The 26,358-nt window shown below is 66.2% G+C and carries 18 protein-coding genes and 1 pseudogene; 7 read left to right on the top strand and 12 right to left on the bottom strand.

Annotated features, from left to right (window positions below):
* Positions 1 to 403: 403 nt before the first annotated feature.
* Positions 404 to 835: a hypothetical protein gene (locus tag ABD817_RS04100; RefSeq protein ID WP_344915080.1), complete on the bottom strand. Its 432-nt coding sequence runs from the start codon at positions 833 to 835 to the stop codon at positions 404 to 406.
* A gap of 167 nt (positions 836 to 1,002) precedes the next feature.
* Between ABD817_RS04100 and ABD817_RS04095 the strand changes: the two genes are divergently transcribed.
* Positions 1,003 to 2,337 carry a helix-turn-helix domain-containing protein gene (locus ABD817_RS04095; RefSeq protein ID WP_344915078.1) on the top strand — a complete coding sequence of 445 codons (1,335 nt, stop codon included), beginning with the start codon at positions 1,003 to 1,005 and terminating at the stop codon, positions 2,335 to 2,337.
* On the top strand, positions 2,334 to 3,047 hold the full coding sequence (locus tag ABD817_RS04090; protein WP_344915076.1) for a creatininase family protein: 714 nt from the start codon (positions 2,334 to 2,336) through the stop codon (positions 3,045 to 3,047). The genes ABD817_RS04095 and ABD817_RS04090 overlap by 4 nt, the downstream gene beginning before the upstream one ends.
* A 293-nt stretch (positions 3,048 to 3,340) precedes the next feature.
* Here ABD817_RS04090 and ABD817_RS04085 read toward each other — a convergent pair whose 3' ends face one another.
* The 3 genes from ABD817_RS04085 to ABD817_RS04075 form a co-directional block, all read right to left on the bottom strand.
* A complete protein-coding gene (locus tag ABD817_RS04085) occupies positions 3,341 to 5,515 on the bottom strand; it encodes a tetratricopeptide repeat protein (protein ID WP_344915074.1) in 2,175 nt (724 codons plus the stop codon).
* Between the two features lie 1,315 nt (positions 5,516 to 6,830).
* Entirely contained in the window at positions 6,831 to 8,408 is a 1,578-nt protein-coding gene (locus ABD817_RS04080; protein WP_344915072.1) for a hypothetical protein, read from the bottom strand.
* A 984-nt stretch (positions 8,409 to 9,392) separates the two neighbouring features.
* Positions 9,393 to 9,680 carry a hypothetical protein gene (locus tag ABD817_RS04075; RefSeq protein WP_344915070.1) on the bottom strand — a complete coding sequence of 96 codons (288 nt, stop codon included), beginning with the start codon at positions 9,678 to 9,680 and terminating at the stop codon, positions 9,393 to 9,395.
* Between the two features lie 648 nt (positions 9,681 to 10,328).
* Here ABD817_RS04075 and ABD817_RS04070 point away from each other — a divergent pair.
* A complete protein-coding gene (locus ABD817_RS04070; RefSeq protein WP_344915069.1) occupies positions 10,329 to 11,024 on the top strand; it encodes a DUF6461 domain-containing protein in 696 nt (231 codons plus the stop codon).
* A gap of 545 nt (positions 11,025 to 11,569) precedes the next feature.
* Positions 11,570 to 12,187, top strand: a complete 618-nt coding sequence (locus ABD817_RS04065) for a hypothetical protein (RefSeq protein WP_344915067.1) — start codon at positions 11,570 to 11,572, stop codon at positions 12,185 to 12,187.
* Positions 12,188 to 12,466: 279 nt separating this feature from the next.
* Here ABD817_RS04065 and ABD817_RS39540 read toward each other — a convergent pair.
* From ABD817_RS39540 to ABD817_RS04055, 3 genes and pseudogenes are all read right to left on the bottom strand, one after another.
* A pseudogene (locus ABD817_RS39540) lies at positions 12,467 to 12,820 on the bottom strand (tyrosine-type recombinase/integrase); the annotation flags it as partial.
* Between the two features lie 36 nt (positions 12,821 to 12,856).
* Positions 12,857 to 13,378 (bottom strand): hypothetical protein, encoded by a 522-nt coding sequence (locus ABD817_RS04060; RefSeq protein ID WP_344915065.1) that lies wholly within the window; start codon positions 13,376 to 13,378, stop codon positions 12,857 to 12,859.
* Between the two features lie 1,417 nt (positions 13,379 to 14,795).
* Positions 14,796 to 15,359: a GNAT family N-acetyltransferase gene (locus ABD817_RS04055; protein ID WP_344915063.1), complete on the bottom strand. Its 564-nt coding sequence runs from the start codon at positions 15,357 to 15,359 to the stop codon at positions 14,796 to 14,798.
* A 707-nt stretch (positions 15,360 to 16,066) separates the two neighbouring features.
* Here ABD817_RS04055 and ABD817_RS04050 point away from each other — a divergent pair.
* Together ABD817_RS04050 and ABD817_RS04045 are read left to right on the top strand one after the other, a co-directional pair.
* Positions 16,067 to 16,588: a SigE family RNA polymerase sigma factor gene (locus tag ABD817_RS04050; RefSeq protein ID WP_344915061.1), complete on the top strand. Its 522-nt coding sequence runs from the start codon at positions 16,067 to 16,069 to the stop codon at positions 16,586 to 16,588.
* Positions 16,585 to 17,781: a hypothetical protein gene (locus tag ABD817_RS04045; RefSeq protein ID WP_344915059.1), complete on the top strand. Its 1,197-nt coding sequence runs from the start codon at positions 16,585 to 16,587 to the stop codon at positions 17,779 to 17,781. Before ABD817_RS04050 ends, ABD817_RS04045 begins: the two co-directional genes overlap by 4 nt.
* A gap of 138 nt (positions 17,782 to 17,919) precedes the next feature.
* On the opposite strand, the gene ABD817_RS04040 is transcribed toward ABD817_RS04045, so the two are convergent.
* Positions 17,920 to 18,228, bottom strand: coding sequence for a MiAMP1 family antimicrobial peptide (locus ABD817_RS04040; RefSeq protein WP_344915057.1), 309 nt, complete (start codon positions 18,226 to 18,228; stop codon positions 17,920 to 17,922).
* Positions 18,229 to 18,762: 534 nt separating this feature from the next.
* Here ABD817_RS04040 and ABD817_RS04035 point away from each other — a divergent pair.
* A complete protein-coding gene (locus ABD817_RS04035; protein ID WP_344915055.1) occupies positions 18,763 to 19,332 on the top strand; it encodes a hypothetical protein in 570 nt (189 codons plus the stop codon).
* Between the two features lie 532 nt (positions 19,333 to 19,864).
* Here the strand turns inward: ABD817_RS04035 and ABD817_RS04030 are convergent.
* The 4 genes from ABD817_RS04030 to ABD817_RS04015 form a co-directional block, all read right to left on the bottom strand.
* Positions 19,865 to 22,786, bottom strand: a complete 2,922-nt coding sequence (locus tag ABD817_RS04030; RefSeq protein WP_344915053.1) for an AfsR/SARP family transcriptional regulator — start codon at positions 22,784 to 22,786, stop codon at positions 19,865 to 19,867.
* A gap of 266 nt (positions 22,787 to 23,052) precedes the next feature.
* Positions 23,053 to 24,276 (bottom strand): ABC transporter permease, encoded by a 1,224-nt coding sequence (locus ABD817_RS04025; protein WP_344915051.1) that lies wholly within the window; start codon positions 24,274 to 24,276, stop codon positions 23,053 to 23,055.
* On the bottom strand, positions 24,276 to 25,199 hold the full coding sequence (locus tag ABD817_RS04020) for an ABC transporter ATP-binding protein (protein ID WP_344915050.1): 924 nt from the start codon (positions 25,197 to 25,199) through the stop codon (positions 24,276 to 24,278). Before ABD817_RS04020 ends, ABD817_RS04025 begins: the two co-directional genes overlap by 1 nt.
* Complete coding sequence (locus tag ABD817_RS04015) at positions 25,196 to 26,332, bottom strand: efflux RND transporter periplasmic adaptor subunit (RefSeq protein WP_344915048.1); 1,137 nt, start codon at positions 26,330 to 26,332, stop codon at positions 25,196 to 25,198. Before ABD817_RS04015 ends, ABD817_RS04020 begins: the two co-directional genes overlap by 4 nt.
* Between the last annotated feature and the right edge of the window lie 26 nt (positions 26,333 to 26,358).

Below are 26,358 nucleotides of genomic sequence, written 5' to 3'. Positions count from 1 at the left end.
CGGGGAGAGGGCCTTTTTGATCTCTGAGGGCGTCATAGTTGCAGTTCGAGTTGCAGTTGGGCGCCGATCCGTGATGCGGCGACACGGAAGACCGAGATCGACCGTGCCGCCGCGTCCGCCTATCGGGCCTCCCCGGAGAGCAACGCCCTCCATATATCGCTGGCCTGCCGGATCGGCCACCGATAGGTCTCATGAACTTCCGGACTGCCGTCCAGTTGGAGCGTGCGCCGGATGAATCCCTGCCCTCCGGCCTGACACAGCTTGTACAGGGTGGCCCGGCACTGGCAGGTCCATGTGATCACCCGCAGGCGCGCCGTCCCCCGGTCAGGGCTCAACCAGACCAGCCGCGTGTGATCACGCTGCGGTGTGGACACGTGGGGACTCAGGCAGCCCGTCAGCTCGATCATTGCGGAGCACACCCGTTCGGGCCGGGAACCGGAACCGGCCCCCGTTCGCGAAGCTCAACACAACGATCGGCCACCCGACGAGCGGCCATCACCGGATCACCCGCAGGACAGAAGGCATAGCGCCGAAGACGAGCCCGCCCCATCTCCTGTCCGGCCCACCAACGAAACACCTGGCCATCGGTCCACACGACCAGTCCGAACCAGACCGACACCAGCGCCAGCCCGTACCCGTCGTGAACATCCGAGGCGATGTTCAACGCGGCCAACTCCTCGCGCAGCCGCCGCGCCGCCCGCACCGGCGTGATCGCTTTCTGTCGGCCGATGGCCGGAATCTCATCTCCGCTCATCACGCCGCCTCCGATGGAACTCGACAGCGCCGCGACTTCGGTAGATCCACCAGCATCCACCGCGACCGTGGCGGGTTCCATGGCCCTAATCGTCGGCTCACTCATGGATCAAGGGTCGCTATCCGGCCTCACGCGTCCCATCCCGAGCCGCAATACTCCGTCCGGATAACCGATATCCCTTGACGGGATAACCCTCGGTGACAAGCGTTGGATATCCAGAAGCCGAGTCGCGAAAGAGGGGAGGCCATATGCCCGCAGATGCGACTGAACCAGTCGTTATCCCACTGGAGCTATGGCAGCGTCCGGAAACGCTGACCGCTCTCCGCGCCCGCGATATCGGGCAACTCTTCCGGCTGATCCGTCAGCACACCGGCTTCAGCCAGACCCGCATCGGCGTCGCGGTCAATCTCAGCCAGGGCAAGATCAGCGAGATCATGAACGGAGCCGTTCAGGTCACCTCATTCGACGTGATCGAGCGCATCGCCGACGGTCTGGCCATGCCCGACCCCGCCCGGCTCACTCTCGGACTGGCACCGCGACGGCTCCCTGTAGCCAGCCCACAACCACAGCACACGCCAACCCCGTCACCGTCTGATCAGCCGGCGTCGAGGGCGAGCCTGCCGACTCGATACCTGACTAGCCTGACCAGTGCGTCCAGCCGTTCCGTCATCTCCGGACTCCGGCACGTCCTCACCGGCCAGATCCAGGCCGAGGCCATCATGGGGCCACTCCTCTTGATCAGCTCCGTTCAGGGCCAGATTCCGATAGTCGGGCAGGTCTGCCAGGTAGCCCGAGGAGCCGACCGCACCGAAGCCCTGAATTTCGCCAGCGAACTGCTGGAATTCTGCGGCTGGCTCCACCAGGACCTGGGCGATTTCACCCGCGCCACGATGTGGACCAACAAGGCCCTGGACTACGCCATGGAATTGGGCGACCAGCGTGTCATCTCCTACATCCTCATGCGCAAAAGCGCCATCGCCACCGAGTCCGGCGACTACGGCCACGGCCTTGGACTGGCGAACGCGGCTCTGGCCAACTCCGATGCCCTCACGCCTCGGCTCAGAGCGGTCATCCTGAGAACTCGCGCGACAGCGAACGCCCACCTCGGAGAGGCCACAGACTCCGCCCGCGATTCGGAGAGGGCCCTCCTCGAAGCCGCCGCGGGGATGGCACAGAGCGAGAGCGATCGTGCCTCGTACTGCACTCCCGCCTATATCGCCATGGAGACCGGCGCGACCCGCGTCCTGTTGGGCCAGGCCACTGCGGCCATCCCGATATTCGAGGCGAGTCGCTCCCAGTGGCCCGAGTCCAGCCAGACGCGCGATCATGTCCTGTTCCTAACTCGTATGGCGACCGCCTACGCCATAGCGGGCGAACGAGAGCACGCCTGCGCGGTGACCGAAGAGGCCCTCTCCCGCATGCAGGCCCTCCGATCCAGCCGGGTCGCCGACCAACTCACAGCACTGCGCGATCATCTGGCCCGATGGACGGTAGACCCCTCCGTGGCAGACTTGCTCACCAGGCTCGACATCCTCTCGGAGTCCTTCTCCCTGCCAGCACCCCAGCCACAAGGAGACCGGTGACCACCCTGCTGCCCACCGCGACCACCACCGAGGAACGAGACCGCGACGCCCAGGTCGCGATTCTCCCCATCGGCAGCTTCGAACAGCACGGTGACCATCTGCCCCTCAGCACCGACACCATCGTGGCCACTCTGATCGCCCGCCGGATCGCCGATGCTCATCCCGTTCTGCTGCTCCCGCCCGTGACGATCTCCTGCTCGCACGAGCACAGCGCCTGGCCGGGAACCGTCAGCATCTCCGCGCGGACCCTGCACGCGATCGTCACCGACGTCTACACCTCCGTCACCCGCTCCGGCCCCACGGCCCTCGTCGTCGTCAACGGTCACGGAGGCAACTACGTCCTGAGCAACGTCGTCCAGGAGGCCAACGCCGAAGGTCGCCGCATGGCGCTGTTTCCTTCACGCGAGGACTGGAACGAAGCCCGAGCCGCCGCTGGGCTCACCAGTTCCATGCACGAGGACATGCACGCCGGAGAGCTGGAGACCTCCTTGCTGCTGCATGCCTGCCCCGAGGTGATCCGCCCTGGCTACCAGTCCGCTGACTGGATCGCCGACGACCGCCGCCATCTTCTGACGAGGGGCATGCAGGCTTACACGGGCAGCGGCGTCATCGGCCGACCGTCTCTGGCCACTGCCGAAAAAGGGGAAGCCCTCCTCGACAGCCTCACCAACGGCTTCGGCGAGGTGCTCAACCTCTTCACGAAACCCTGAGCTGAGCGAGACACCAGGCACTGCCGAATTGTTCTCGTAGGTATCAAGGCGGCAGCGCTCCGCGCCGTCGCACGGCCCGCCGCCCGCCCGCCGTCCGGGCGTGCGGCGTGGGCGCCGGTCCCGAACGGCGGCGGGACTCAGGGCCGCTCTCCGCACCCAGCACCCGCCGCACGAACCCGCACCGCTGTACCGGGTGCCGCCCTGCCGCCACACCAATACAGCACGACGATCGCCTGACTATGGTTGTACTCCGTACCAGGTTGGGGGCGATCGAAGGGCCAGGACTTCGTTCCTCAGTCCTGGCCCACCGAATCCCGCGCTTTAACCAGATTGCCGCGTACCGCTGTGGTAATCGGGTGATCGGTGCCCAGCACACGCAAGCAATCTGAGAGGGTCTGCTCGTACAGGGGGACGGCTTTGTCGAGCTGTCCGGCCGACTTGTAGGCGCTGGCGAGGTTGTTGCGGCTGGTCAGGGTGTCGGGGTGGTCTTCACCCAGCACCCGCCGACGGTCGGTAAGGGTCTGCTCGTACAAAGGGACGGCTTTGTCGAGCTGTCCGGCCGACTTATAGGTGTAGGCGAGGTTGCTGTGGCTGGTCAGGGTGTCGGGGTGGTCTTCACCCAGCACCCGCCGACGGTCGGTAAGGGTCTGCTCGAACAGCGGGACGGCTTTGTCGAGCTGTCCGGCCGACTTATAGGCGCCGGCGAGGTTGTTGCGGCTGGTCAGGGTGTCGGGGTGGTCTTCACCCAGCACCCGCCGAAAGTCGGTAAGGGTCTGCTCGAACAGCGGGACGGCTTTGTCGAGCTGTCCGGCCGACATGTAGGCGCCGGCGAGGTTGTTGCGGCTGGTCAGGGTGTCGGGGTGGTCTTCACCCAGCACCCGCCGAAAGTCGGTAAGGGTCTGCTCGAACAGCGGGACGGCTTTGTCGAGCTGTCCGGCCGACTCGTAGGCGCCGGCGAGGTTGTTGCGGCTGCCCAGGGTGCTGGGGTGGTCTTCACCCAGCACCCGCCGAAAGTCGGTAAGGGTCTGCTCGTACAAAGGGACGGCTTTGTCGAGCTGTCCGGCCGACATGTAGGTGTAGGCGAGGTTGTTGCGGCTGGTCAGGGTGTCGGGGTGGTCTTCACCCAGCACCCGCCGACGGTCGGTAAGGGTCTGCTCGTACAAAGGGACGGCTTTGTCGAGCTGTCCGGCCGACTCGTAGGCGCCGGCGAGGTTGCTGCGGCTGGTCAGGGTGCTGGGGTGGTCTTCACCCAGCACCCGCCGAAAGCCAGTAAGGGTCTGCTCGTACAGAAGGACGGCTTTGTCGAGCTGTCCGGCCAACTTGTAGGTGTAGGCGAGGTTGTTGCGGCTGGCCAGGGTCTCGGGGTGGTCTTCACCCAGCACCCGCCGAAAGTCGGTGAGAGTCTGCTCGAATAGCGGGATGGCACGAGATAGATCGCCGACCGCTTCCAAATACTGACCAGCCTGGTTTTGCAGGCTAAGAGCCTTGTCGATTACCACCTGTGGGCTATCGGAAGCCGGATGGCTGACATTGAGCCAAAGCGCGGCCGACTGCTGGACGAACGTCTCCATCTGCGGCCGATCCAGCGATATCCGGGCAGAGTCCACAGACCCGTGCTCCACCAACTGGCCTGCGCTGACGAGAATTGCGCCCAGATCCTCCTTAGCGCGGGCAGCATCGCGCACAACCCGCTGCACGAACCTGTGCATAGTCACCGTCGAGCCGTCCACGCTCACCGTCACCAGCGAGGGTTCAGCCAACCGCCCGATCGCGGCATCCACCCCTCGCCCGACATCCCCACTCACCTTGCCCACCAAGCCCAACCGCGCAGCCTCATGCAACCAACCGCGAGGCACCCCGCCTGGAGACAGCACCGCCAGCAGATCGAGCAAGCCCCGCTCCAACCGCACCGCACGGCCACGACCGATCCGCGCCAAGGACAACAGCACCGCCTCGGCCGCGCCATGCGGATACCCCTCACCCCGCACCGGCCGCAACTCCTCAGCCACCGCCACCCTGCGCAACCGCCGCAGATAGTCCCCGTAGGACACACCCTCTTGACCGATCACCCACGCCGCCTGAGCCAACGCCAAGGGCAGATGACCCATCTCATCGGCCAGTCCTCGCGCCCCCAACTCATCATCCCGGCCAGTCCGCTCAGCCAAAAACGCCAGAGCCTCAGCATTGGTGAACACCTCTACCGGTACCGCCACCCCCAGCGCCAGCACGCTTCGATGGTTACTGGAGATCACCACCTGCGTCCGTCCGATTGCCGGCAACCACGGCGCCACCACATCCGGATCGGCCACATTGTCAAACACCACCAGACACCGATCCGCCTGGCCGCTCAACCAATCACGAACCCGCCCCGCAACCACCGACGAGTCCTCACCTGCCTCTCCCACACCCACCGCCGCCCCGATGGCCTCCAACCCTGCCAGCGCCTGGTCAGAGGTCTCGGCATTCACCCACGCCACCAACGGCCATCCCTGCTCGGCACACCACCGGGCATAAGCCGCCGCTACCTGTGTCTTACCGACCCCCCTCCTGCCGGTCAGCGCACAGACCACCACCGCCCGACCCGAACCCGCAGCATCCCGCAACGACGCCACCAACTCCGCACGTGACTGAAAGGCCGTCGGCTCGCGAGGAATTTCCCCCACCACACGGGCTACGCTGCCTGCCCCACTCTCGACAGCATCGCTGGAGGTAACGACCGTGACAGCAGGAATTTGCGCCGACCCCCGAACCGGTTTGCCGTTTTGAGGGGTACGCCGCGCCATCCACTGGCCCAGCCAACCCAGCACCACCGCCCCACCGAACCACCCTGCCTGTGCCCACCAGGGACCCTCCACCCGGTTGGTCGCCACCCCAGCAGCGACCGACACCACCGGCCCCACACTCGCCAGAACCCAGCCGACACCCCGCCCCATCCTCATACCCACCAGATAACCCTGTTCAGCACCGAACGACTGGGAAAACGCACAATGCAACCAAACCGCGACCCCTCGTCACCGAGCCATGACTGTCAGCATCCAAACGTCTACTGCACCGGGAATTGCCGAAGACCATAATGGTCGAGCAGGATTCCAAGATCCGGCATATGCGCGGATTGCCTTGCCCGGACTAGCGCGAGGCAACATCCGAAGCGTCAAGTCAGAGCGCCATGAGGGGCAAAAAGAACAATCCACTTTTAATCCGCAGGTTCCGGTTTTAGGCGCAGGAGGCTTACCCAACGACCGCCGCGCACTATGCATGCGACGATCATGAAACACCCCTTCCAGCCGTGCCCGTTGCGTGCCCGTCAGAAGAGTGAGAAAGGGGAAACCGCGGGGATTCACGGGTAAGGCGAGACCATCACTAACCTGGGACGCGGCAGGCCGGAGGGCCGCGCGCCGCAATCTTCCAAACTGGTGATCACGCATGGAGCAGGATGTGGTGATCGAGTGCGTCGCAGCAGACATCGAAGCCGCTGTGCCGGGAGCATTCGACCTCCCTGGATCGCGGACAGTAGTAGATGTCCGAGCAGCCGCAATCAAAGAACTCGGGCAGAGGATCGGGAAGACTGTTCATGATCGTGGACATGTGCTGAAGATCCCATGTTGCGAGGTAGAGCCGGAGCGACCGCCGGGCCATTAGCGGGCCATTAACCAGGGTGACGAGGGGTCAACCACGGTCACTCACGGCCAGCCCAATGCCCAGGCCAGCCACCCCACAAGGCATGATCGACGCACTTCCCAAGCTGACAGTTCGATTTCTATCTCGAACGGCAAATATTCAGAGTTATATTCGATTGCTGAACAATTCAGATAAGCATTTTTCGCTGAAAGTGCTCTGTGCTAGTCGAACTTCCGTTGCAGCTGCAAACATGAGAGCTGGAATGCCGTGCAGTGCGCTAGCTTGGACAACACGATCTGCCCCCGCTCCCACAAGGGGTGACACGGTACGTAGCGTCCCGTTGAGTGCTACTGACCCAGTCTGTCCTGCATGAACAATCAAATTCCTTTGCCGATACAGTCGGCGAAAAGAGTCTTCCAGCTGACTGACAATGCGAGGCAAGATCGCATTCGGATTAGATATCAATGCACGAATGCGCGTAAGTGCGATTTGGACACCGACGCTCTCGAAATCGTCTACAACCCCGCTTTTTATAGCCTTCTCGATTAAGACGGCTCTTTCTTGGTCGTCGCTGACTGACCGCAGTTCTTTGGCAATCGCGTCATCGCTGGTACTGGCATGCGCTTGCGCAAGCGAAGTTAGCTCACTAGTGACGTAACTACAAGTCACGATGCGTGCCATCCGTGTTGCGGCGACCGCCCGATTAGAGGTATCTCCGGGCCCTATAAGAAGCGCCTCTAGTGCGGCCCAGCTCCCTGCTATTGCTGCCGCAGGCGTGCCACGGTCCAGTGGCTGCAGGAGTTCAAGGGCTGCATCGATTTGGGGATCAAGGCGAAGACGGAAGACTTCTTTCGTGCGTTCAAGTGCGTGCACCTCTACTCGACGCGGGCCCCCTATGTAATCCAAGGGCTCTTGCTCGCCAAGCATGTAAAGTGTTGGATTAAACTGCAGTCGTTGGCGAGCTCCCACCTGGAACCTGGCAGTTAACCTTTCAACCTCGCTGTTTACTTCCTTAAGCGCTGAATACTTATCTTTGGCATCAATCTCTAGGACGAGACCGCCTGATTGCCTAATACTCGGGGAGTGTGGAAACCAATATGCGAGCCATTCTGCAGTCTCCGATGAGTCCAGCCAACACTCCGGTCTTTCTTCGGGAAGAGGCGGACAAGCCATCAGTGGAACTAGGATATCGAATCTTATCTTAGGGCGATTGACGAGGGCTTGTGCTTCCTCGAACAAGTCGCTAAGAGTTAGCTTCGTCTGGCCATATTTTATGTGATAAGTGAGCCATTTGTGTGTTGCTTCTGAACTGTAGCCTTCATCCAATATGTAGCTAGTTACTGCCCGTGCGACTGGCTCGCAGTTTGCTTCTTCGTTTCTAAGATGACTTGCCCATCGAGATAGATATTTGGGTCTATTCTCCTGCAGCAGAAGATTTAGCGCGACCCAGTCATGGCCATCTACCTGCATGGTTCTGTTAACATGCTTGATCAGTTGACCGCGTTCAGCGGGAGAGCCCATTCCAGGGTCGCGCTGAATCCTCTTCGCCAGCCCATCGCCTAGATATTTCACAGAAGACTCGGCGAGCGCTCCTAGAGCCCTTGCGCCTACTGCCTCAAGAAGCTCAGACAACTCCAGCATGGTTCCCAGTCGCCACAACCTGCGATGCCAGGGAGTCGCAGCAGCTGCGAAGTCAAGCATCCGTCTTGCGGTGTAGTGATGCTGCTGGTTGTCATCGAGCATCGGAAGAGGTAGTCTCCTTGTCATACGGGAGGAAGTCGCTTCGGCCGCTTCCTCCCTTTTACATATTGCAGTATGCCATGTCTTGGTTGCCCCTTGTGAGCTTTTTACGGTTATCGGCGGACTGTCGAACGATGGCCGGCTGGCGCTGCGGCCAGAAGTTAACTGTGACCCGATCTCTAGCAGAACCCAGACCTTGACCCTTGACACCCGGGCTACGCTTGGGTCGCTACGCGATGCTTGCACCCTCTGGGCCCAAGCGTAGCCCGGGTGTAGGCAAACGCTTGTTCGATCTGAAGGTGATCGGCGGGGAGTCGTGGTGACTTATGGCCACCCGGTCGACATGTGTCAAAGGTCAGCGTTCTCCAGTTCAAGCTGCGTGATCCGGCGGAACGCTTGGCTCCCGGGATGATCGTCAGTACGCGACCGCAAGGCCATATGTGGCTGAGGTGGGCCTGATCGTCCCGTCTGCCGCGACCCAGGCAAGCCCAGCAGGTCAACTCCTTCGTCTCAAGCTCATCTGCGACGGTTGCGTGGTCGAGGGACGGCGGTCGGTAAACGGACACACGAAGACGATCTTGTCCCTCCGTCGCCGACCCGCTGCCACTTCGTGGTGAGTCGAGGCAGACGGGATGATCAGCCTGATGAAGGCATGCGTGGCATGCAGCTCGGACCATGCACGGGTTGCAGTTTGGGTTGCAGTTCACCGCCGTACCAGGCCGTTCCAGGAGGACCACAGAGGAGCGTTGGTCCAGGTGGAACTGTTCTGAACTGTCATGCCCCGAGCTGCTAATGCGGTTTGGGTTTACCGCCCATCCGGGGTTCAAATCCCCGAGCCTCCGCAGCACAGAGGCCCTCTCCCGAGATACGGGGAGAGGGCCTTTTTGATCTCTGAGGGCGTCATAGTTGCGGTTCGAGTTGCAGTTGGGCGCCGATCCGTGATGCGGCGACACGGAAGACCGAGATTGACCATGCCGACGCATCCGCCTATCGGGCCTCCCCGGAGAGCAACGCCCGCCATATATCGTCGGCCTGCTTGATCGGCCACCGATAGGTCTCGTGAACTTCCGGACTGCCGTCCAGCTGGAGCGTGCGCCGGATGAAGCCCTGCCCTCCGGCCTGACACAGCTCGTACAGGGTGGCCCGGCACTGGCAGGTCCACGTGATCACCCGCAGGCGCGCCGTCCCCCGGTCAGGGCTCAACCAGACCAGCCGCGTGTGATCACGCTGCGGTGTGGACACGTGGGGACTCAGGCAGCCCGTCAGCTCGATCACTGCGGAGCACACCCGTTCGGGCCGGGAAGCTATGCGCCGTCGCCCGGCCCTGCGCCTGCTGCGCACGCCGGGCATGCGGCCTGGGGGCCGGTCCCGACGCGCGGGCAGTACTCCGAGCCGTCGCCGCACGCGCACCGCACTGTACCTACGCCCTCGCCGGCCTTTGGTCGCGCCGCCGCCCCGATGCAGCACGACGATCGCCACGGGGTGGCCGAGGTCCGTCTTGATCGGGGGTGATCGAAGATTCAGGGTTCGTTCCTCACCCTGGCTCACCGGGCATCGGGGCTTGTCTGCGTGCATTTGGCGCGATGAAGCTCGGGGCCAAGGACAGGCCGAGTCGCACGAGGTCGTGAGCGCGAACGGCTGAAGATATGCGGTTCTCACGTGCGGCCCTGGATAATCAGGCAGCCTCGTCTTACGCCCCTTCAGAACTATCGAGAGGTTCCTGTGCCGGAATTCTCAGAAAAGGCCGTGCAAGCGGTGGCTCGGGTCGATGCCCTCCACCAGTTGGGCATCATCGCCCAGTGGCACCCTTGCTCTCGTCATGTCACGCGCAGGCGAACGCCCCGCGGCTGCAATGACTGCACATTCGATAGCGTAAAAACGTGTCCTACCTGTCGTACATGGCCGTGTCCCACGCACCTGGCCTTGTACGACGAGACGGAAGAAGGCTGCGGTCACCGAATCCCTGTCGATCCGGTCACCGATGGAACGATCCGTCATTCTGAGGGCACAGTGATTGTCACTGGCGACCGCGGAGCGACCACGGACGTTTACGCATGGTGGAGTCAGTCTGGATGGGCATCGGCGGCGTTCTGCTTCACCTTCATAGCCGATCTCGCGCCTGAAGAGGTGCTACGCCGGCTGGGACTGACCGAGGACCCTGAACAGGAAGGCTTCGCCACGATCGAAGTCGGCCACGCTCCCGGTGGATCGATCATGGTGGAATACGGCTATGCCGGGATCTTGCGCGACGTGGTGCACGCCCTATCGCAAGGTACGTCGATCGCCAGTGTGGAGCGCAATGTCAACTACCACTCCCACTTCGTCCATGCCGTAGACGGCGACATCGTCGCGCGCCTGGTCCCGATGTTTGCCCACTGGAGCGACAGCACCGATCCTGAACGACTGAAGCAGGACCTCGAAGAGTTGGGCATGCTCTGGGATTTCGACCCGGAACCCGAGGTCTTCCCACCTTACATCAAGGGCGCTTTGGCGCTCGCTGAACGACGCACTGGCGTCCGGCTGGAACCCCGCCACCTCCAGCCCGGCGCCTTACTATACCGTGCCTCCATCGCCCGCTACTACGAAAGCTCTGAAGGCAGATTTCCAGAGCTGGCTTGACACCAAATTGATTTGTGTTCAACCCGGCGATAGGAAGACCCGATGGGAGAGTACGCACGCTTCACGCAGGTCATGAGCCCGTTCGGGGTGCAATTTGGGTTGCAGTTCACCGCCGTACCAGCGCATTCCAAGCAGATCAGGAGGAGGCGTTGGTCAAGGTGGGACTGTCTTGAACGATGGCCTCCCGAGCTGCTAATGCAGTTTGATTGGGACGTCAGTGCCGTGCCCGTCGCGTGCCCGTCAGGAGGGTCGCCAAGGGGGAGGAACGGGGACTCACGGGCAAGGCGAAAATGCCTTTGACCTGGAACACAGCAGGTCAGAGGGGTGCGTACCGAGATCTTCCAAACTAGTAGTCATGCGTGGAGCGGGATTTGCTGATCAAGCGCGTCGCAGGAGACGTCGAAGCAGATGCGCCGGAGGCATTTGACCCCACCAGATTGTGAGCAGTAGTAGATGTTCGAGCAACCACAGTCAGAGAAATCGGGTAGGTGGAAGCCGTTCGGCGATTTGCGGATTATGAGGTGCCTGATTTGAGGATTACCACCGTGGCCAGGAACAATCAGATCGTGGACTTCCAGGATTCCCCGCTTCTGAAAGCTGCTCGACTCTGTCTCGTCGACGTCCGGACCGAGGTGGCCGGCATCAGTGTGGCCGACGTGCTGGAGTACCTGGAATACGGCGAATGGGAGACGGCCCTTCTGCTTCTCGAAGAGCTCGGCGACGCGCATCCTCAGTTACCCGAGTTCTGGAGCCTGCTGGCCGACGCCGCTCGCCTGATGTGGCTTCAGTGGGACGCCGACTGGTGCGAATGGCGATGCAGCGAGGCCCGCAACGGTGCCGTTCGTGCCGATCTCTGCCTCACGAGCGCCGAGGACGGAGGCCGCATGAGACCCGTACCTCTCCGCGGAGTGCTCCGACCCATGTGGGACGTCGGTCTTCTCACGCCCGAGGGTGAACCCCTGCTCGGCATCGCCCGCCTCTGGGTCGAAGGCCGTGATCCATTGGAGCCGGGCGGGTGCGGGTCGGTGAGATTACTTCCCCTGACCTTCGAGCACTGGCGGCACCTCAAGCCAGGCGATGTGATCACCATGCACGAGATCCGAGCCCCTATCGGGGCCGCGCGCATCACCGGGGTCAGCCTGCCTGTGACAGCCGGTTCCTAGTTGCAGTTCTAGTTGCAATCCAGCCCCGTTCAACCTCGTTCCGGAAGGACCGCCCGCGCCCGTTGGTCCAGGTGGAACCGATCGGGACGGCCGAGATCCGAGCTGCTGATGCGGTTTGGGTTTACCGCCCATCCGGGGTTCAAATCCCCGAGCCTCCGCAGCACAGAGGCCCTCTCCCGAGACACGGGGAGAGGGCCTTTTTGATCTCTGACCCCTTGTCAGGATTGCGGCTCCCATGCGGGTGCTCGCGTCCTGCGTCAACGCGCCGGCCACGTGGGTGTAGCGCTCGGTGGTGGCCACCCGCGCGTGGCCGAGGATTTCCTGTACGACGCGGATATGCACACCTTGTTCCACAAGGAGTGTTCCGGTTGTGTGGCGAGCGTCGTGGAGTCGTGCGTCACGAACGCCCGCCCGCTTCAGGAGCGCTTTCCACGCCTTGTGGTCCTCGCTCCGTTCCATCGGCCTGCCGTGCCGGGTGGTGAACACGAGATCGTGCCTATCCCACAGATCCCCGCCTTTTCCCGTTCGGCCGCGTGTGCGTCGCGATGAGCCCGCAGGAAAGGCGGCGATTCGGGAGGACGTGAAGGGTGAGCTTGCTCCGGCCCTTGTGCTGACGAAAGAGCATGCCGTCACCCGTGCGCCTGGGGCAGCGATCGGTGTGACCGACTGTCAGCGCGGTCGGCGCCAGTGGGCGAGCGTCCCGCTTGTGCTCTTGACCACACGCGGGACGGACTCGCTCTCAGGCCAGATCTGCAGCAGGTAGTGGTCGATGATCTCGTTAGAAGTGTCCACCTCCGCGGCCTCGTCCATGTTCTTGGCGTGGTAGCGCAACCGGTACCACCCCGGTCCTGCGGACAGTTCGGGAAGTTCATGGAACTTTTCGCAGCCCCACTCGTGTACGGAGACCCGCCCGGCCTCGGACTCGAAGCTGATCTCCACGATGTCCTCGTAGCCGTCGATGTCCGCTCCGAGGTCGTGGTCGGCCACTGTCACCGAGAAGCCGACCGTGCCTGTGTGCAAGCCTGTGATCAGAAAGGCGCAGCCGTCTGCCACCCGTATGATCCCGACAGGATGCGTGGGATGATCACGAAGTAGGTCGTCCGGGCCCATGGCGTCATCGGTGTCGTCGACGAGGTACGCCTGCCGGTAGGAAACGCGCAGATCGAACGACACGCTGCGAAAATCGGTCATGAGCGGCAAGCCTACGATCATGAACTGACATTTCATGGTCGGTGCCAGGAAACGCGCGTGATCCTACTGCGGACCGCAAGCCCGAGGCTGTTTTAGGTGGCCAGTTGGCAGTAAAAATGAGGGGGCTGCCACTTGGGTGAACGCGTCATCTCCCCGGCCTGTAGGCGAGTCGCGTCGAGGTGTTCTACCCTGACCAACGCGGCCACCGTACGATCTTCAGTTCCATCACCCCTGAATGGTCACTCACGTCCTGTCGGCTACACCCCAGACGTCTCCCGTCCACCTCAGCGGATATCCCGATGTGCGGCTGAAGTGGTAGTCATGCTTCGGTCCCGAAAGTCTCTCAGTCTGTCGGTCCTGAGTATTACCGTCGGTCCTCCTATGGACTCGCACTTGTCAGGAGGACGACCGGTGGCAGAGGTGCTGCGGAGGATCACCTATGAGGACGACATCGAGTACGGACACTTCTATGTGGGAGGCCTTGGGCCGCATCTGGACGATTCCACGATTGGGGCCTTCGTACTTCCTGTACGGCCTGCGCACCTACCGGGTCCCGTCCGCCTGGGGCAAAGGTCACGAGTTCTATGAGGATCCGCAGACCGAGCATGTGCTGCTACGGTTCTGGCCGATCCGGGACGTCTTCGACCCCGTCCTGCATGCCCGACCGGAGAGGACGACGGCGGTGCCCCGGCCGTCCGCATACGTTTCCGCCACAGACTGGCCGGCCCTGCGCCGTCAGCCCGACCTGCCAGAGCCCGACACGGCCGACGATCCCGACAGCGAGGACGGGGAGGCCGCTCTCAGGAGGACCCGTGCCCGGATCGCCAGGCAGCTCAATCCCGACACCGCACCCACCTTCACGATCCTCAGGCGGCACGCGGAAGATCCTCGGAGCCCCTTGAGAGCCAACACCGGCGCGACCTGCCGGGCTCGGCTCTGGCGATCGGTGAGGAAGAACGAGCTCGGCGTCGACCGGCGGATCGAGAGTGAGGACGGCTCCCGCGACGAGGTGCTGGTCTCCGCGATCGTCACCGTGCTCGACGAGGACGGCGAACTGCTGACGGTCAGGGACGCGACCGAGACGGAGGCCGCACGCCTGCTGGCTGTGGAGCGGGTCTGGCCCGCCGCCCCATCTATCGCCGTCGAGCTCGCATCACTAAGAAAACAGCGACGGCCACGACCACAAAAAATAAAATTTCGAGCCAGCCCAGACCAAACATGCACGTCCCTTCCAGGCGAGATCACTGGCTTCTACAGTGTTCGCCCGGACGAGCTTGGTCAAGGCCGTTTGCACTCCCGGCTGGAGCCTCCACCCGATGAAGTCAGGGCTTTGAAGTCATCACAGAACCTTTCACATTCGCTTACGGGTATCTGTGGCGTTCCGCAGGTCGTGCCGTTTTCACCGAGCGGTGGTCACTTACAGGGCGAGATCACGGCGCCACCTGTACAGGGTGATGTCGTGGCCCTTGCGTTCGAAGGTGACCGGCTCATCGTCGGCCAGGTGAAAGCCGGTGGCCCGCGCTACCGCGACGCTTGCCGCGTTTGCTGGATCAATCCGTAGAAGCAGGCTGCGCATCCCGAGCGAGGTGCGGGCGTAGTCGGCCATTAACTCAACGGCGCGAGCCGCCAACCGCTCTCCCCGGTGTTGAGCACCGATCGCGTAAGCAAGTTCGGCCACACCGGGCTCATCGGCCGTACGGAAGAGCAACACCTCTCCTCGTGCCTCACCACCGTCCCCGGTGATGGCGAGTTGCATGCCGCGATCAGCGGCACGTGCTTTCCGCGACTGAGACAGGTACTCCTGAGCGGCGTCGAAGTCGAACGGCGAACGTAGCGGAGTCCAGCGAGCGACCCGTGGTTCATCGAAAAGGGCGACCATGACAGGAAGGTCCTCATCGGTCCATTCACGCAGGTGAATCCCGAGGCCCGACAGTTGGACATCGAGAGGAAAGCGGCCTTCGGTACCGTCCAGCGCCGTCATGAAGTCGATTCTGCTTGAGAACGCATCTTGTGATCAAGATCATGGACATTTCACGGGCCGGCGAGGAAGGGCCGCAGCCGGTACAGCCCCACGATCGCCTGGTGCGGATTGAGGAGGACGCCGACCGGTGCGAACAGCGATGTGGTGAGGCCCGCAACGGTGCCGTTCGTGCCGGCCTGTGCCTCACGAGCACTGAAGGGGAAAGCCGCACGAGTCTTGTACCTCTCCGCGGAGTGCTCCGGCCCATGTGAGACATCGGCCTTCGCACGCGGTCACGCCCGAGAACGAACCCCTGCTCGGCATCGCCCGACTCTTGAAGCCGGGCAGGTACGGGCCGGTGAGATTGCCTCCCCTGACCTTCGAGCACTGACGGCACCTCAAGCCAGGCGATGTGATCACCGTGCACGAAATCCGAGCGCCTATCGGGACCGCGCGCAGCACCGGGATCAGCCTGCCGGTGACAGCCGGTTCCTGGTTGCGGTTCTAGGTGCGATTCAGCCCCGTTCAACCTCTTTCCAGAGAGACCGGCAGCACCCGACGGCCGAGATCCGAGCTGCCAATGTGATTTGGGTTCACCGCGCATCCGGGGGTCGAATCCCGAGCCTCCGCAGCCGGTGACGTATTCGAACGCGACCCGAAGTTTCAGCCGGACGGGACCGAACCTTTCGACATGTCACCGGCGTCAGTAACGGTTGAGAGGAGTCGCCTTGGATCGCAATGACAGCTTCCGCGGGTTCGTCGCCGGTCATCAGCAGGCGCTGATGCGCACCGCCTACCTGCTCACGGGAGACGCCCACCAGGCCGAGGACCTGCTGCAGAGTGTTCTGCTCAAGGTGCTCGGACGCTGGTCCAGGCTGTCGCGCGTCGAGCACCCCGAGGCGTACGCGCGTAAGGCGCTGCTGAATCAGTACATCTCGTGGCGGCGGCACCGGGGCAGGGCCGAGCTCCCGACCGCCGACCCGCCCGACCGGCCGTATTCGGGCGAGGACTCCACCATCGTGCGGCTCGTCGTGCGCCAGGCTCTCATGCGGCTGCCGCCCCGGCAGCGGGCGGTGATCGTACTGCGCTACTACGAGGACAGGACCGAACGCGAGACGGCCGAGTTGCTGAGCTGCTCGATCGGAACGGTGAAGAGCCAGGCCCACTACGCGCTGGCCCGCTTACGCGAACTGGCTCCCGAACTGGCGCCGAAGCTCGCCGACCTGGAAACCGAGGAGGCTCACCGATGACTTGGCTACGGAACGCGCTCGTCGACCTGGCCGACGAGTCCCCACAGGTGGACCTGGCCGAACGCACGATCGCGACGCGTGATCGCAGGCGGCGTACCGTGATCTCGCTCCTCGCGGCGGCCATGGTCGCGGTCGTCGCTCTTGGTACGACGTTCACCATCCGGCTGCTGCCGGACGGGTCGCGGGAGGCCGCTTCCCGAGGCGACCTGCCAACGCGCGGGGTGGGGCCGCTGAGTCACGCGTACAAGACCTTCTGCGAGCCGTACAGCGGGAAGGCGCCGTCGGATTGCCGGGACGGAGGCTGGCGGGTGGTCACCCGGAGCGGCAGGACCTACCACGTGCCGGAGGCGCTGCCCAGCCTCGCCCCCGGCCGCACCGGCCTGCGAGACAGCCCGCTGGCGATTAGCCGGGACGGCCGGAAGATCGCCTACTACAGCGCCAAGGAGGGCACCTTTCAGGTCCGCGACCTGGCATCGGGCCAGAAGACGACGGCTGCGAACAAGGTGCCGCAGGCCTGGCTGGGAAGCGTCTCGCGTTTGATGCTGTCGGACGACGGGCGATTCGTGGCCTTCAGCAAGGTCCCGGAGTTCAAGGACCCCGCGCTGCTCATCGATATGCGCGACGGGGTCGTCCGCGAGTTGCCGACCCGTTGGGTCCCCATCGGCCTGTCACGGGACGGCGCCACCATCACGCTCGCGGAATACTCGCCCAGATCACAGCTGCGGACGATCTCGAACCTGTGGCCGAGCTCCTCGAAGGGCGACTCCACGTCGGTCATCCTGCCGGTGGACTACTTCTTCAGCCCGCTCGCCCCCGACGGGAAGACCGTCGCGGTGATCGAGAACCACAGCACCGCCGAGAAGCCGTGCCGTCAGGGCAACCTCGCCCTGATGGACACGCTCACCGGCAAGAAGCGGAAGACGACCGCCATCAGCGGGCTGCCCTCCGATGTTTCCCGGATCTCGCTGCGCACCTGGCTCAGCGCCGAGGAGGTCACGGCTCTCACCATGTCCGTGCGGTGCAGGCCGGCGTCCACGGCGTCAGACGACGAGCCCGCGATAATCGACCTGCCATACCAGACCATGACCGCCTACGCGGTGAACGTCAGGACCGGCAAGGCCAGGAAGCTCGCCACGTACAGAGCGCAGGGCTTCTTCGAGATCGTCCTGCCCGGCCCTCCCGGGGCGCTGTGACCTCACCTCTCACGCCGCGGGAAGTACGTCGCCCTCGCCGACCCCGAACGTCCACGCCACCGGCTCTCCCTCGTGCCGTGTCTCGGTGAGCGCGGGAGCGTGAGGCGGACGGGCTACGGACCGTCCGCCTCACGGGTGTCAGCACACGATGAAGATGCTCTTCCAGCCGACGGGCGTCCTCTGCTCCGCGTTGCGGTTGGACGGCAGCTCGAAGTGCGTCACCCCCTGCGTGTTGGGCTGGTTGTACATACGGCCGCTCTGACCGTCGCCGTACCACTTGTACGACCCGTGGAAGGGGATGTTGGACGGGCCGCACCGGTCGATGACCACCGACCGGCCGGTGAAGCCCCGCCCTTCGTAGGCCACATACTGCGAGGCGTAGGCGGCACTGCCCATGACCGCGACCATGGCGGCGGAGATGACGGGGACGAGGGCGATTCGCTTCACGATGATCCTCTCGACGGTCCAGCGATCTACTCCGCGTATGCCTACCATTACTGTGAGTGAACGAAACGTGCTGCGCGTGGTCTGGACCGCTCGCCGAAAGCATCGCCGGGGCAATGTGTTCGAACAGGTGGTGAGCCGGTGTGCGTCCGCGCCCGTTCCGCGGGCCGATCTCCGTACGGTCAAGTCCAAAGTGTTGCTTGGCGGTCCCGACGTCGTAGGGCGTGGTGCGTGTCCTCTGGTCGGCGTCGAGGGCGGGGGCGTTGGCGGTGGGTGGCGCACCGGGACACATGTCAGCCGGGCACCGTGCTCGCCTGTGCCTGTCACAGGCGCTCGCGACGCTCATGAAATTTCCAGCCTGAGTCGGGGCCGGTCTCGTCCCGTCCACCGGGAGCGTCCCGAGGGCTGACACCGGCGATTCGGCGTGCTTTTCGATGAGAGGACTCTCACGTCGGCCTCAGGGTCGCCTCACCGCCGGTCGTGATGCTTCGTGGTGGGCCGGGTAGCCGCTCGGGCCGAAACTGACGGAGGAACGACATGAGCAGGATCAGAATGGCGCTGGCCGGAGCCGTCCTTGGTACCGCCGTCGGAGCGGTGGCCGTCGCCACCCCGGCGTTGGCGGAGGAGCGCGCCTGCCGTGGCACCCTCGGCGCGGTGACCCTCGACAACGTGCGCGTGCCGCAGGGCGCCACCTGCACGCTCAAGGGAACCCGGGTCAAGGGCACCCTCAAGGTCGAGAGGAACGCGACCCTTGTCGCCCGAGGAGTTCACGTCGTCGGCAACGTCCAGGCCGAGGGAGCCGCCAGTGTCTCGGTCGTCGGCGGGTCGGTCGTCGTCGGCAGTGTCCAGGTGAAGCAGGGCGGCGCGGCCACCGTCGAGTCGTCGCGGATCAACGCCGACATCCAGTACGACGCCAACAGCCGCTACCTCAGGGCCAACGGCAACCGGGTCGGTGGCAGCGTCCAGGTGGTCGGCAACCGGGGTGGCGCGCAGATCAACGGGAACAAGATCAAGGGCAACCTCCAGTGCAAGGAGAACCGGCCGGCGCCGACCGGGAAGGCCAACGCCGTCGGGGGCAACAAGGAGGACCAGTGCAGGGGCTTCTAGCCGCCGAGTGGTGACGCCCAGGCGCGCGCTCCGAGGGGTGGGTTCGACGGTGGGCGGTCAGCGGCGGGTCGCCCACCGCCCGTCGCCCACCGCCCGTCGCCGGTCGCCCGCCGTACGAGGCGTCCGCCGTACCCGGGGATGCCGGAGTGCCGGAGTGCCGCTGTGCCGCTGTGTCGGTTCGGTGACAGCGGGGGCACGGCGGCGCGTTCGATGGAGAGGCGTCGCCGACCCTGAAGCGGCACGGCACCAAGGCGGTGGTCGGACCGACGGCGACCGCTGCGGGTGGTCGCCGTCGGTTGGTGATCACGGTTTCGTACGTCAACGGTGCGCGGCGCCCCGATGGTCGCGCCCCGTCACGGCGCCGCGGCCGAGGTCTCAGCCGGGAGAGGGCTGAGCGTCCGACCGCGGCCGGGATATAGTGATCATGATTTCTCCCGAGGAGCTGATCGGGAGACCGGCTATCGAGATCGTGTCATCGGGTCGGATACGCGCCGTATATGTCATGTATATACGGCTGTCCGTGAGACACCCTTCAACCGGCCGGAGCGACGCCGAGCCGGTCGAGGTGGTCGCGTACCACTCCGGCCCTGCGGTGCCTGAGGTCCTCGAAGAGGGCGAGGGCGGCCTCAAGGTGGGTCACGGCGGCGCCGGTACGCTCCCGCGAGGCGTGGGCGAGGCCGAGCGCCTCGTGCGCCTCCGCCCGCAGCAGGGTGTCACCGGTCCGGGTGGCGAGTGAGAGGGCGCGCTCCCCGCACGATATCGGCTCCTCATGGGCGCCCATGTCGCGATGGAGCGCGCTCATGCTGACCAGGATCTGGGCGATGTCCCGGTCGCCGCAGCCCGTCTCGCTGATCTCCAGGGAGATCCGGTAGTGGCTCATGGCCTGGGTGAGGCGTCCGGCGAGATGGTGGGCCTCGCCCAGGTTGCTGTGCAGCAGGGCGGTGAAGTGGTGGGCGTCCGGCAGTCGCGCTCCCAGGGATCCGGCCTCCTCCAGCCACCGGATCGCCTCCTCCGGGCGGTGGGCGTTGATGTACGCGGCGGCGAGGTTCAGCAGGGCCGTGGCCGCTCCCAGGGTGTCTCCGAGCCCGAGCCGGAGCCGGTGCGCGCGGTGGCACGCGGAGACGGCGCGCTCCGTGTCGCCCAGCAGGCTGTGCACGATGGCGAGCCGGCCCGTGATCATCGCCTCGCCCGCGGGATCTCCGGCCGTCGCGGCGGCGTCCGCCGCGACGGTGTAGAGGTCGGCCCACTGCCTCGCGTGGTGGCGCCGGTTCAGCCACCCGAACATGGCCGCCGCGATCTGCCAGGCGAGCGCCGGATGTGATTCCGCCGCGCGCCGTACCGCGGCGTCGAGGTTCGCGGCTTCGGCGTCGAACCAGGCCAGGGCGGAGGCGGCGTCGGCGAACCCCACGGGCCGGGTCGGGGAGGTGAAGTTGGGCCGTTCCTTCGGCCGGAGCACCCGGTCGGCCGCGTTGGCGGCGTCCCGGTACCAGGTCAGCAGCGCGGTCATGCGCCGCTCCCGCTCACTCGCGCTCTCCTCGGCCAGGAAACGCTCACGGGCGTAGATCCTCACCAGGTCGTGCATCGCGTAGTGGCCGCCGGACACGGGGGCGAGCAGGTGGACGGACACGAGCCGGTCGAGCAGATCTCGCGTCTCGTCGGCCGCCGTACCCGCCAGGACCGCGGCGACGGCGAGGGACGGCTCGGGGCCGGGATGCAGCCCGAGCAGCCGGAACATCCCGCGGACCGGCTCGCTCAGCGAGCGGAGCGAGGCGCGCAGAACCGCTCGGATCGATATCTCGTTCTCGTCGACGGCGAGCCTGTCCAGGCGCACGCGCTCGTCGGTCATCTCCGCCACCAGCGCGGGCAGGGCCGAATCGTACGCCGACATCTCCAGGCGGGAGGCCGCGATCCGCAGGGCGAGGGGGATCCGGTCGCACAGCTCGGCGAGCTCCTCCGCGCCCGTGTCGCCGTTCGAGTCGGCGCTTGTGACGCTGCCCGTGTCGCCGCCTGTGTCGCTGCCCGTGACGTCGCCCGTGTCGCCGCCTGTGACGCTGCCCGTGACATCGCCCGTGTCGCGCCTCGCCTGGGTGAGCCGGTCCCGGAGCAGGGCGACGGCGTCGGCCACCGGCAGCGGTCCGAGCGGGATCCTCGGGACGCCGTGCGTGGTGGCGAGCCCGTCCAGGCGGAGCCTGCTGGTGATCAGTGTCAGGCTCGGCGCGGCCCCGGGAAGCAGCGCGCGCACCTGCGCGGCCGAGGCGGCGTTGTCGAGTACGACCAGCATCCGCCGGTCGGCCACCAGCGACCGGAACACGGCGGCCCGCTCCTCCGTGTCGGCGGGGATCCTCCACAGCGGTACGTCCAGGACGCGCAGGAAACGCTCCAGCACCAGGCCCGGGTCCAGCGGTCTGCCGACCCCGAACCCGCTCAGGTCCACGAAGAACTGCCCGTCGCCGAACAGGTGACGCGCGGTGTGAGCCCACCGGACCACCAGGGCCGTCTTCCCCACCCCCGGCGGTCCCACGACGGCGACGACCCTGGCTTCCTCGTCGGCGCCCGACGCGATCTCGTTCAGGCGCGCGAGCTCACCGTCGCGCCCCACGAATCCGAGGGGCCTCGCCGGCAGCTGGGCGGGCACCTCCCGATGGCCGGACGCGGGCGGACGTGCCGAAGCGGTGCGGGTGTCCACCCGGAGCGGCCGGTTCTCGGCCGCGTTCCAGAGCCACGGGTCGGCGGTGAGGATGGCTTTCTCCATCGAGCGCAGCTCCCGGCTGGGCTCCAGGCCCAGCTCGTCCGCGAGGATCCCGCGTGCCCGCCGGTAGGTCTCCAGGGCCTCCGCCTGGCGGCCGGACCGGTAGAGCGCGAGCATCAGGTGCGACCACAGCCGCTCGCGGAAGGCGTTCCGGTCCACCAGCGCCGTCAGCTCGGCCACCAGGGAGGCGTCCTGTCCCAGGCGCAGGTCCGCCTCTATCCGTCGCTCAAGGGCCACCATGTGCCACTCCTCCAGGCGGGACCGCTCCTCGCGCAGGGCGGCCTCGGCGGGGAGGTCGCAGAACGGCGGCCCCTGCCACAGCTTCAGCGCCTCGCCGAGCGACCGCCGGGCCCCGGTGGCGTCGCCCGTCGCCAGGGCCGCCTGCCCGTCCTGGACGAGCCCGACGAAACGGCAGGCGTCGACCTCGCCGCACTCGACGTCGAGCCGGTAGCCGGCGCGGCCCTCGCGCAGGATCCGCTGGGTTCCCAGGACCAGGCGCAGGCCGCGCGCGTAGAGCCGTATGTTGGCCTCCGCGGAGGGCGGGGGCGCGGCTCCCCACAGCGCGTCGACCAGGTGGTCGACGGAGACGAAGCCGTGCGGGTGGCCGAGCAGCACCGCGAGGAGGAGCCGCTGCTTGGGCGGCCCCAGCGCCGGGGTGGCGTCGCCGGATCGGACGTGCAACGGACCCAGAACCTTGAACTGCACAATCACGCTCCTTCCGCGCGCCGGGTACGGCACCGCCGTACCCGGCCGCCACGGCTCGGGGTCACGTGGGTACGGCTACCGCGCCATCGGCGAGTGCTGTTCCGGCGACCGAACTCAGGCGGTGATCATGGACCAAAGCGTAGACCAAACCACACCGGCCGGCGGGTCGTCCCGTGGGGCCGGGGCGCCGATCACGGGCCGCGGCGGACTTTCCGGGAGGTGGAGACGGGGACGGGAGGTCTCCTCGCGGTGGGGACGAGCGCGTTCTACGGTGTGGCGAGTGCCTCTGTCGGGGAGAGCCGGGAGGCGCGGACGGCCGGGTAGAGGCCGGCGAGGGCACCGATGAACAGGGTCGTCGCGAGGCCGCCGATCGTCGCCCAGGCGGGGAGCACCACCGGCCAGCCCTGGTAGAGCGCGTATCCGGCGGTGACGCCGGTGCCGAGGAGGATCCCGCCCGCCCCGCCCAGGGCCGAGAGCAGCAGCGACTCCGCGAGGAACTGCGTGCGGATCTGCCCGCGCGTCGCACCGAGCGAGCGGCGCAGGCCGATCTCCGGACGTCGTTCCAGCACCGAGATGACCATGGTGTTGGCCACCCCGACGCCGCCGACGAGCAGCGCGACCGCGCCGACCCCGAGGAGGAGCCCGGTGAACGCCTGGTTGGTGGCCTGCTTGGCGGCGAGGGCGTCGGACGGGCGCGAGACATCGACCTCGTTGGGCGCCTGCGGGTTCGCCGTACCGGCCAGGACCGAGCGGACGGACTCCAGCCGCGACTCGTCGGAGCGGGTGTAGAGGGTCGTGGGGTGCCCGTCGAAGTCGAGTGCCGTCTCCGCGACCGGCCAGCCGACCAGCGCCGCGTCGTCCAGTTCGGTGGCGAGCGGCACCGGGGCGAGGACTCCGACGACGGTGAACCGTACGTCGCCGACGACCACCTGGGCGTCGGGTGCCGCCGCGCCCACCCCGAGCCGCTCCGCCGCCCGTGATCCGAGCACCACGGCCGGATAGCGCTCGGTGGCCCCGTTGAGCCAGGTGCCGCTGCGCACCGTCGCGCTCACCGTGGACAGGAGGTCGAGGCGGGCGGCATGGGTGGAGATACCCCCGGTCTGCGCCTCGGAGATCTCCTCGGACCGGTAGACCTTGGCGTCATCGACGCGTCCGGCCGCGGAGACGGACTCCACGGGACCGATCCGCTCGATCATCGCCTCGGCGTCCACCGGCATCTTGGCCGCCTCGCCCAGCAGTGTCCGGCCGGACGAGACGGTGAGCAGGTTCGTGCCCAGTGCCGAGAGCGTACGGTCGAGTTCGGCGCCCGACGAGGACGAGATGCCGACCACGCCGACCATCGCGGCGATGCCGATGGCCACTCCGAGCGCGGACAGGAACGCCCGCAGCGGGCGGGTGCGCAGGCCGACCGCGCCGACCCGCATCACGTCGCGCGGCCGCATCCTGGCCGGGACCAGCCTCGGCGGGTCCGCCCGATCGATCACGGTCATCACGCCACCCCGGATCCGGCACGCCGCGGTGACCCGGCCGCCGGGGTTCCCGGAGGCCCCGGGGTTCTCGACGTCGCGGAGGCCGGGGGGCTCGGGGAGGTCGAGGAGGTCGAGGAGTCGGGGACGGCTGTGAAGCCTGAGCCGATCACCGGGCCGGAGCCGATCACCGGGCTTGAGCTGATCACTGGACTGGAACCGGTCACCGGACCGGAATCGGTCGCGGAGTCGGTGACGGTCGTGGAGTCGACGACGATCCGGCCGTCCGCGGAGTCGGAGATGATCCGGCCGTCGCGCATCCGCACCTGCCGGGGCAGGCTCGCGGCGATCTCCCGGTCGTGCGTGATGATCACGATGGTGGTGCCCGAGGCGTTCAGATCGCGCAGCAGTTCCATCACCCCGGCTCCGGAGACGGAGTCCAGGGCGCCGGTGGGCTCGTCGGCGAGGAGCAGCGGGGGGTCCCCGGCCACGGCCCTGGCGATGGCGACGCGCTGCCGCTCACCGCCGGACAGCTCGTGCGGCTCGTGGTCGAGGCGATGGCCGAGCCCGACCCGTTCCAGCGCGGCCGAGGCGCGGCGGCGCCGTTCGGGCAGGCCGAGGCCGGTGTAGAGGAGACCGTCGGCCACGTTGTCCAGCGCCGGGACCCTGGCGGCGAGGTGGAAGTGCTGGAAGACGAAGCCGATCCGCGTCGCCCGCAACGCGGAGAGCCCGCTGTCCGACAGCTTCGAGATGTCGTACCCGTCGATGCGCACGGTTCCGGAGGAGGGGTGGTCGAGCGTGCCGACGACGTTGAGCATCGTCGACTTGCCCGAGCCGGAGGGGCCGGCGATGGCGACGAGTTCGCCGCGTCCGATCTCCAGGGAGACCGCGGCCAGCGCGGTGACCCCGCCGGGGTAGACCCTGGTCACATCCGACAACGAGATCATTTCGGTATCCCCACGGTCATGCCCTCGGCGAGGCCGTCCCCGGAGATCTCGACCCGGCCGCCGGAGAACAGGCCCGTCCTCACCGTGAGGTAGCGGGACCCGGTGCCCTCGACGACCTCGACGCCGAATCCGCCCTCCCTCAGCGCCACGAGCGCGGAGACCGGTACGGTCAGCACGTCCTCGCGCCTGGACGCCGTGAAGGTCACGTCCACCGCGGCCTGGTCGAGGCCGCTCGCCGCCTTCTGGCGGCTGAGGGAGACGAGCGCCTCAAGTCTCGTCTCCGGGTCCGCGTTCGGTCCCTCCCCGGGCTCGATGATCGTGGCGACATCGGTGACCTCGCCGGCCACCCTCCCGCCGTCGGGCATGGTGACCGACACCTTGGCCCCCTTCTTCGCCATTCGCCGATCTTCCGCCCGCAACTGGACGGTGACCACCTTGGTGGTCCCGGTGTAGGTCAGCACCTTCTGGCCGGGGGCGACGGGCTGGCCCGCCTCGGCCTCCAGGCTGTCCACGCGGACCTTGCCGTCGGCGAAGACGACCCGGCCGAGCTCGACGACGCCGGTCTCCTCCAGGCCCCGGTCGTCCTGCCACCGCATGACCGCCGAGGCGGTGGCGTCGGTGTACTCGTCGTCCACGGTGAAGCCGGTGTAGCCCAGCGTGCGGAGGTTGCGCTCCAGGCGCCTGACGTCCGGCCCCTCGGTGCCGATCCGCATGTCGCGATAGGCCGGCGTCGAGCCGTACATCAGCACCACCGGTTCGTTGTCCACCTTGTAGAGCGGCTTGCCACGGGTGACCTGGGCGCCGCTGTCCGGAAGCCAGGTGACCGTGCCGGGCTGTCGGCTCACCGCGGTGGAGGCCGGGCCGTAGCCGAGCTCGCCGTCGGCGTCCCGCGTGTCGGCGAGCGTCTGCCGCTTCACCGGGGTGGTGGCCGGAGGCAGGAGGCCCGCCGTCCTGTCCGTTCCGGTGCCGCCCGGACCGACCATGCCGCTCGTGGCCGCGGCGGCCGTTCCGAGGATGACGACCGCGACGGCCAGTCCGGCGATCTTCTTGCCACGGCCGAGGCGGTCGCGTCGCCGCGAGCGGGGAGGGGACGCGTCCATGTCCGTCCCGTCGTCGAGGGTGGCCGTGCCCATCAGAAGCCCTCCTGACGGGGTGGACG

It is taken from the genome of Streptosporangium oxazolinicum, assembly GCF_039537505.1.
GTDB classification, from domain to species: Bacteria; Actinomycetota; Actinomycetes; order Streptosporangiales; family Streptosporangiaceae; genus Streptosporangium; species Streptosporangium oxazolinicum.
This window is presented reverse-complemented; position numbering and strand designations above follow the sequence as displayed.

What these genes read in the sequence shown, in the direction of transcription:
- ABD817_RS04045 (WP_344915059.1), top strand. Translation starts at nt 16,585, where the DNA reads ATGACTTGGCTACGGAACGCGCTCGTCGACCTGGCCGACGAGTCCCCA.
- ABD817_RS04095 (WP_344915078.1), top strand. Translation starts at nt 1,003, where the DNA reads ATGCCCGCAGATGCGACTGAACCAGTCGTTATCCCACTGGAGCTATGG.
- ABD817_RS04080 (WP_344915072.1), bottom strand. Translation starts at nt 8,408, where the DNA reads ATGCTCGATGACAACCAGCAGCATCACTACACCGCAAGACGGATGCTT.
- ABD817_RS04020 (WP_344915050.1), bottom strand. Translation starts at nt 25,199, where the DNA reads ATGATCTCGTTGTCGGATGTGACCAGGGTCTACCCCGGCGGGGTCACC.
- ABD817_RS04100 (WP_344915080.1), bottom strand. Translation starts at nt 835, where the DNA reads ATGGAACCCGCCACGGTCGCGGTGGATGCTGGTGGATCTACCGAAGTC.
- ABD817_RS04060 (WP_344915065.1), bottom strand. Translation starts at nt 13,378, where the DNA reads ATGACCGATTTTCGCAGCGTGTCGTTCGATCTGCGCGTTTCCTACCGG.
- ABD817_RS04025 (WP_344915051.1), bottom strand. Translation starts at nt 24,276, where the DNA reads ATGACCGTGATCGATCGGGCGGACCCGCCGAGGCTGGTCCCGGCCAGG.
- ABD817_RS04015 (WP_344915048.1), bottom strand. Translation starts at nt 26,332, where the DNA reads ATGGGCACGGCCACCCTCGACGACGGGACGGACATGGACGCGTCCCCT.
- ABD817_RS04055 (WP_344915063.1), bottom strand. Translation starts at nt 15,359, where the DNA reads ATGACGGCGCTGGACGGTACCGAAGGCCGCTTTCCTCTCGATGTCCAA.
- ABD817_RS04035 (WP_344915055.1), top strand. Translation starts at nt 18,763, where the DNA reads ATGAGCAGGATCAGAATGGCGCTGGCCGGAGCCGTCCTTGGTACCGCC.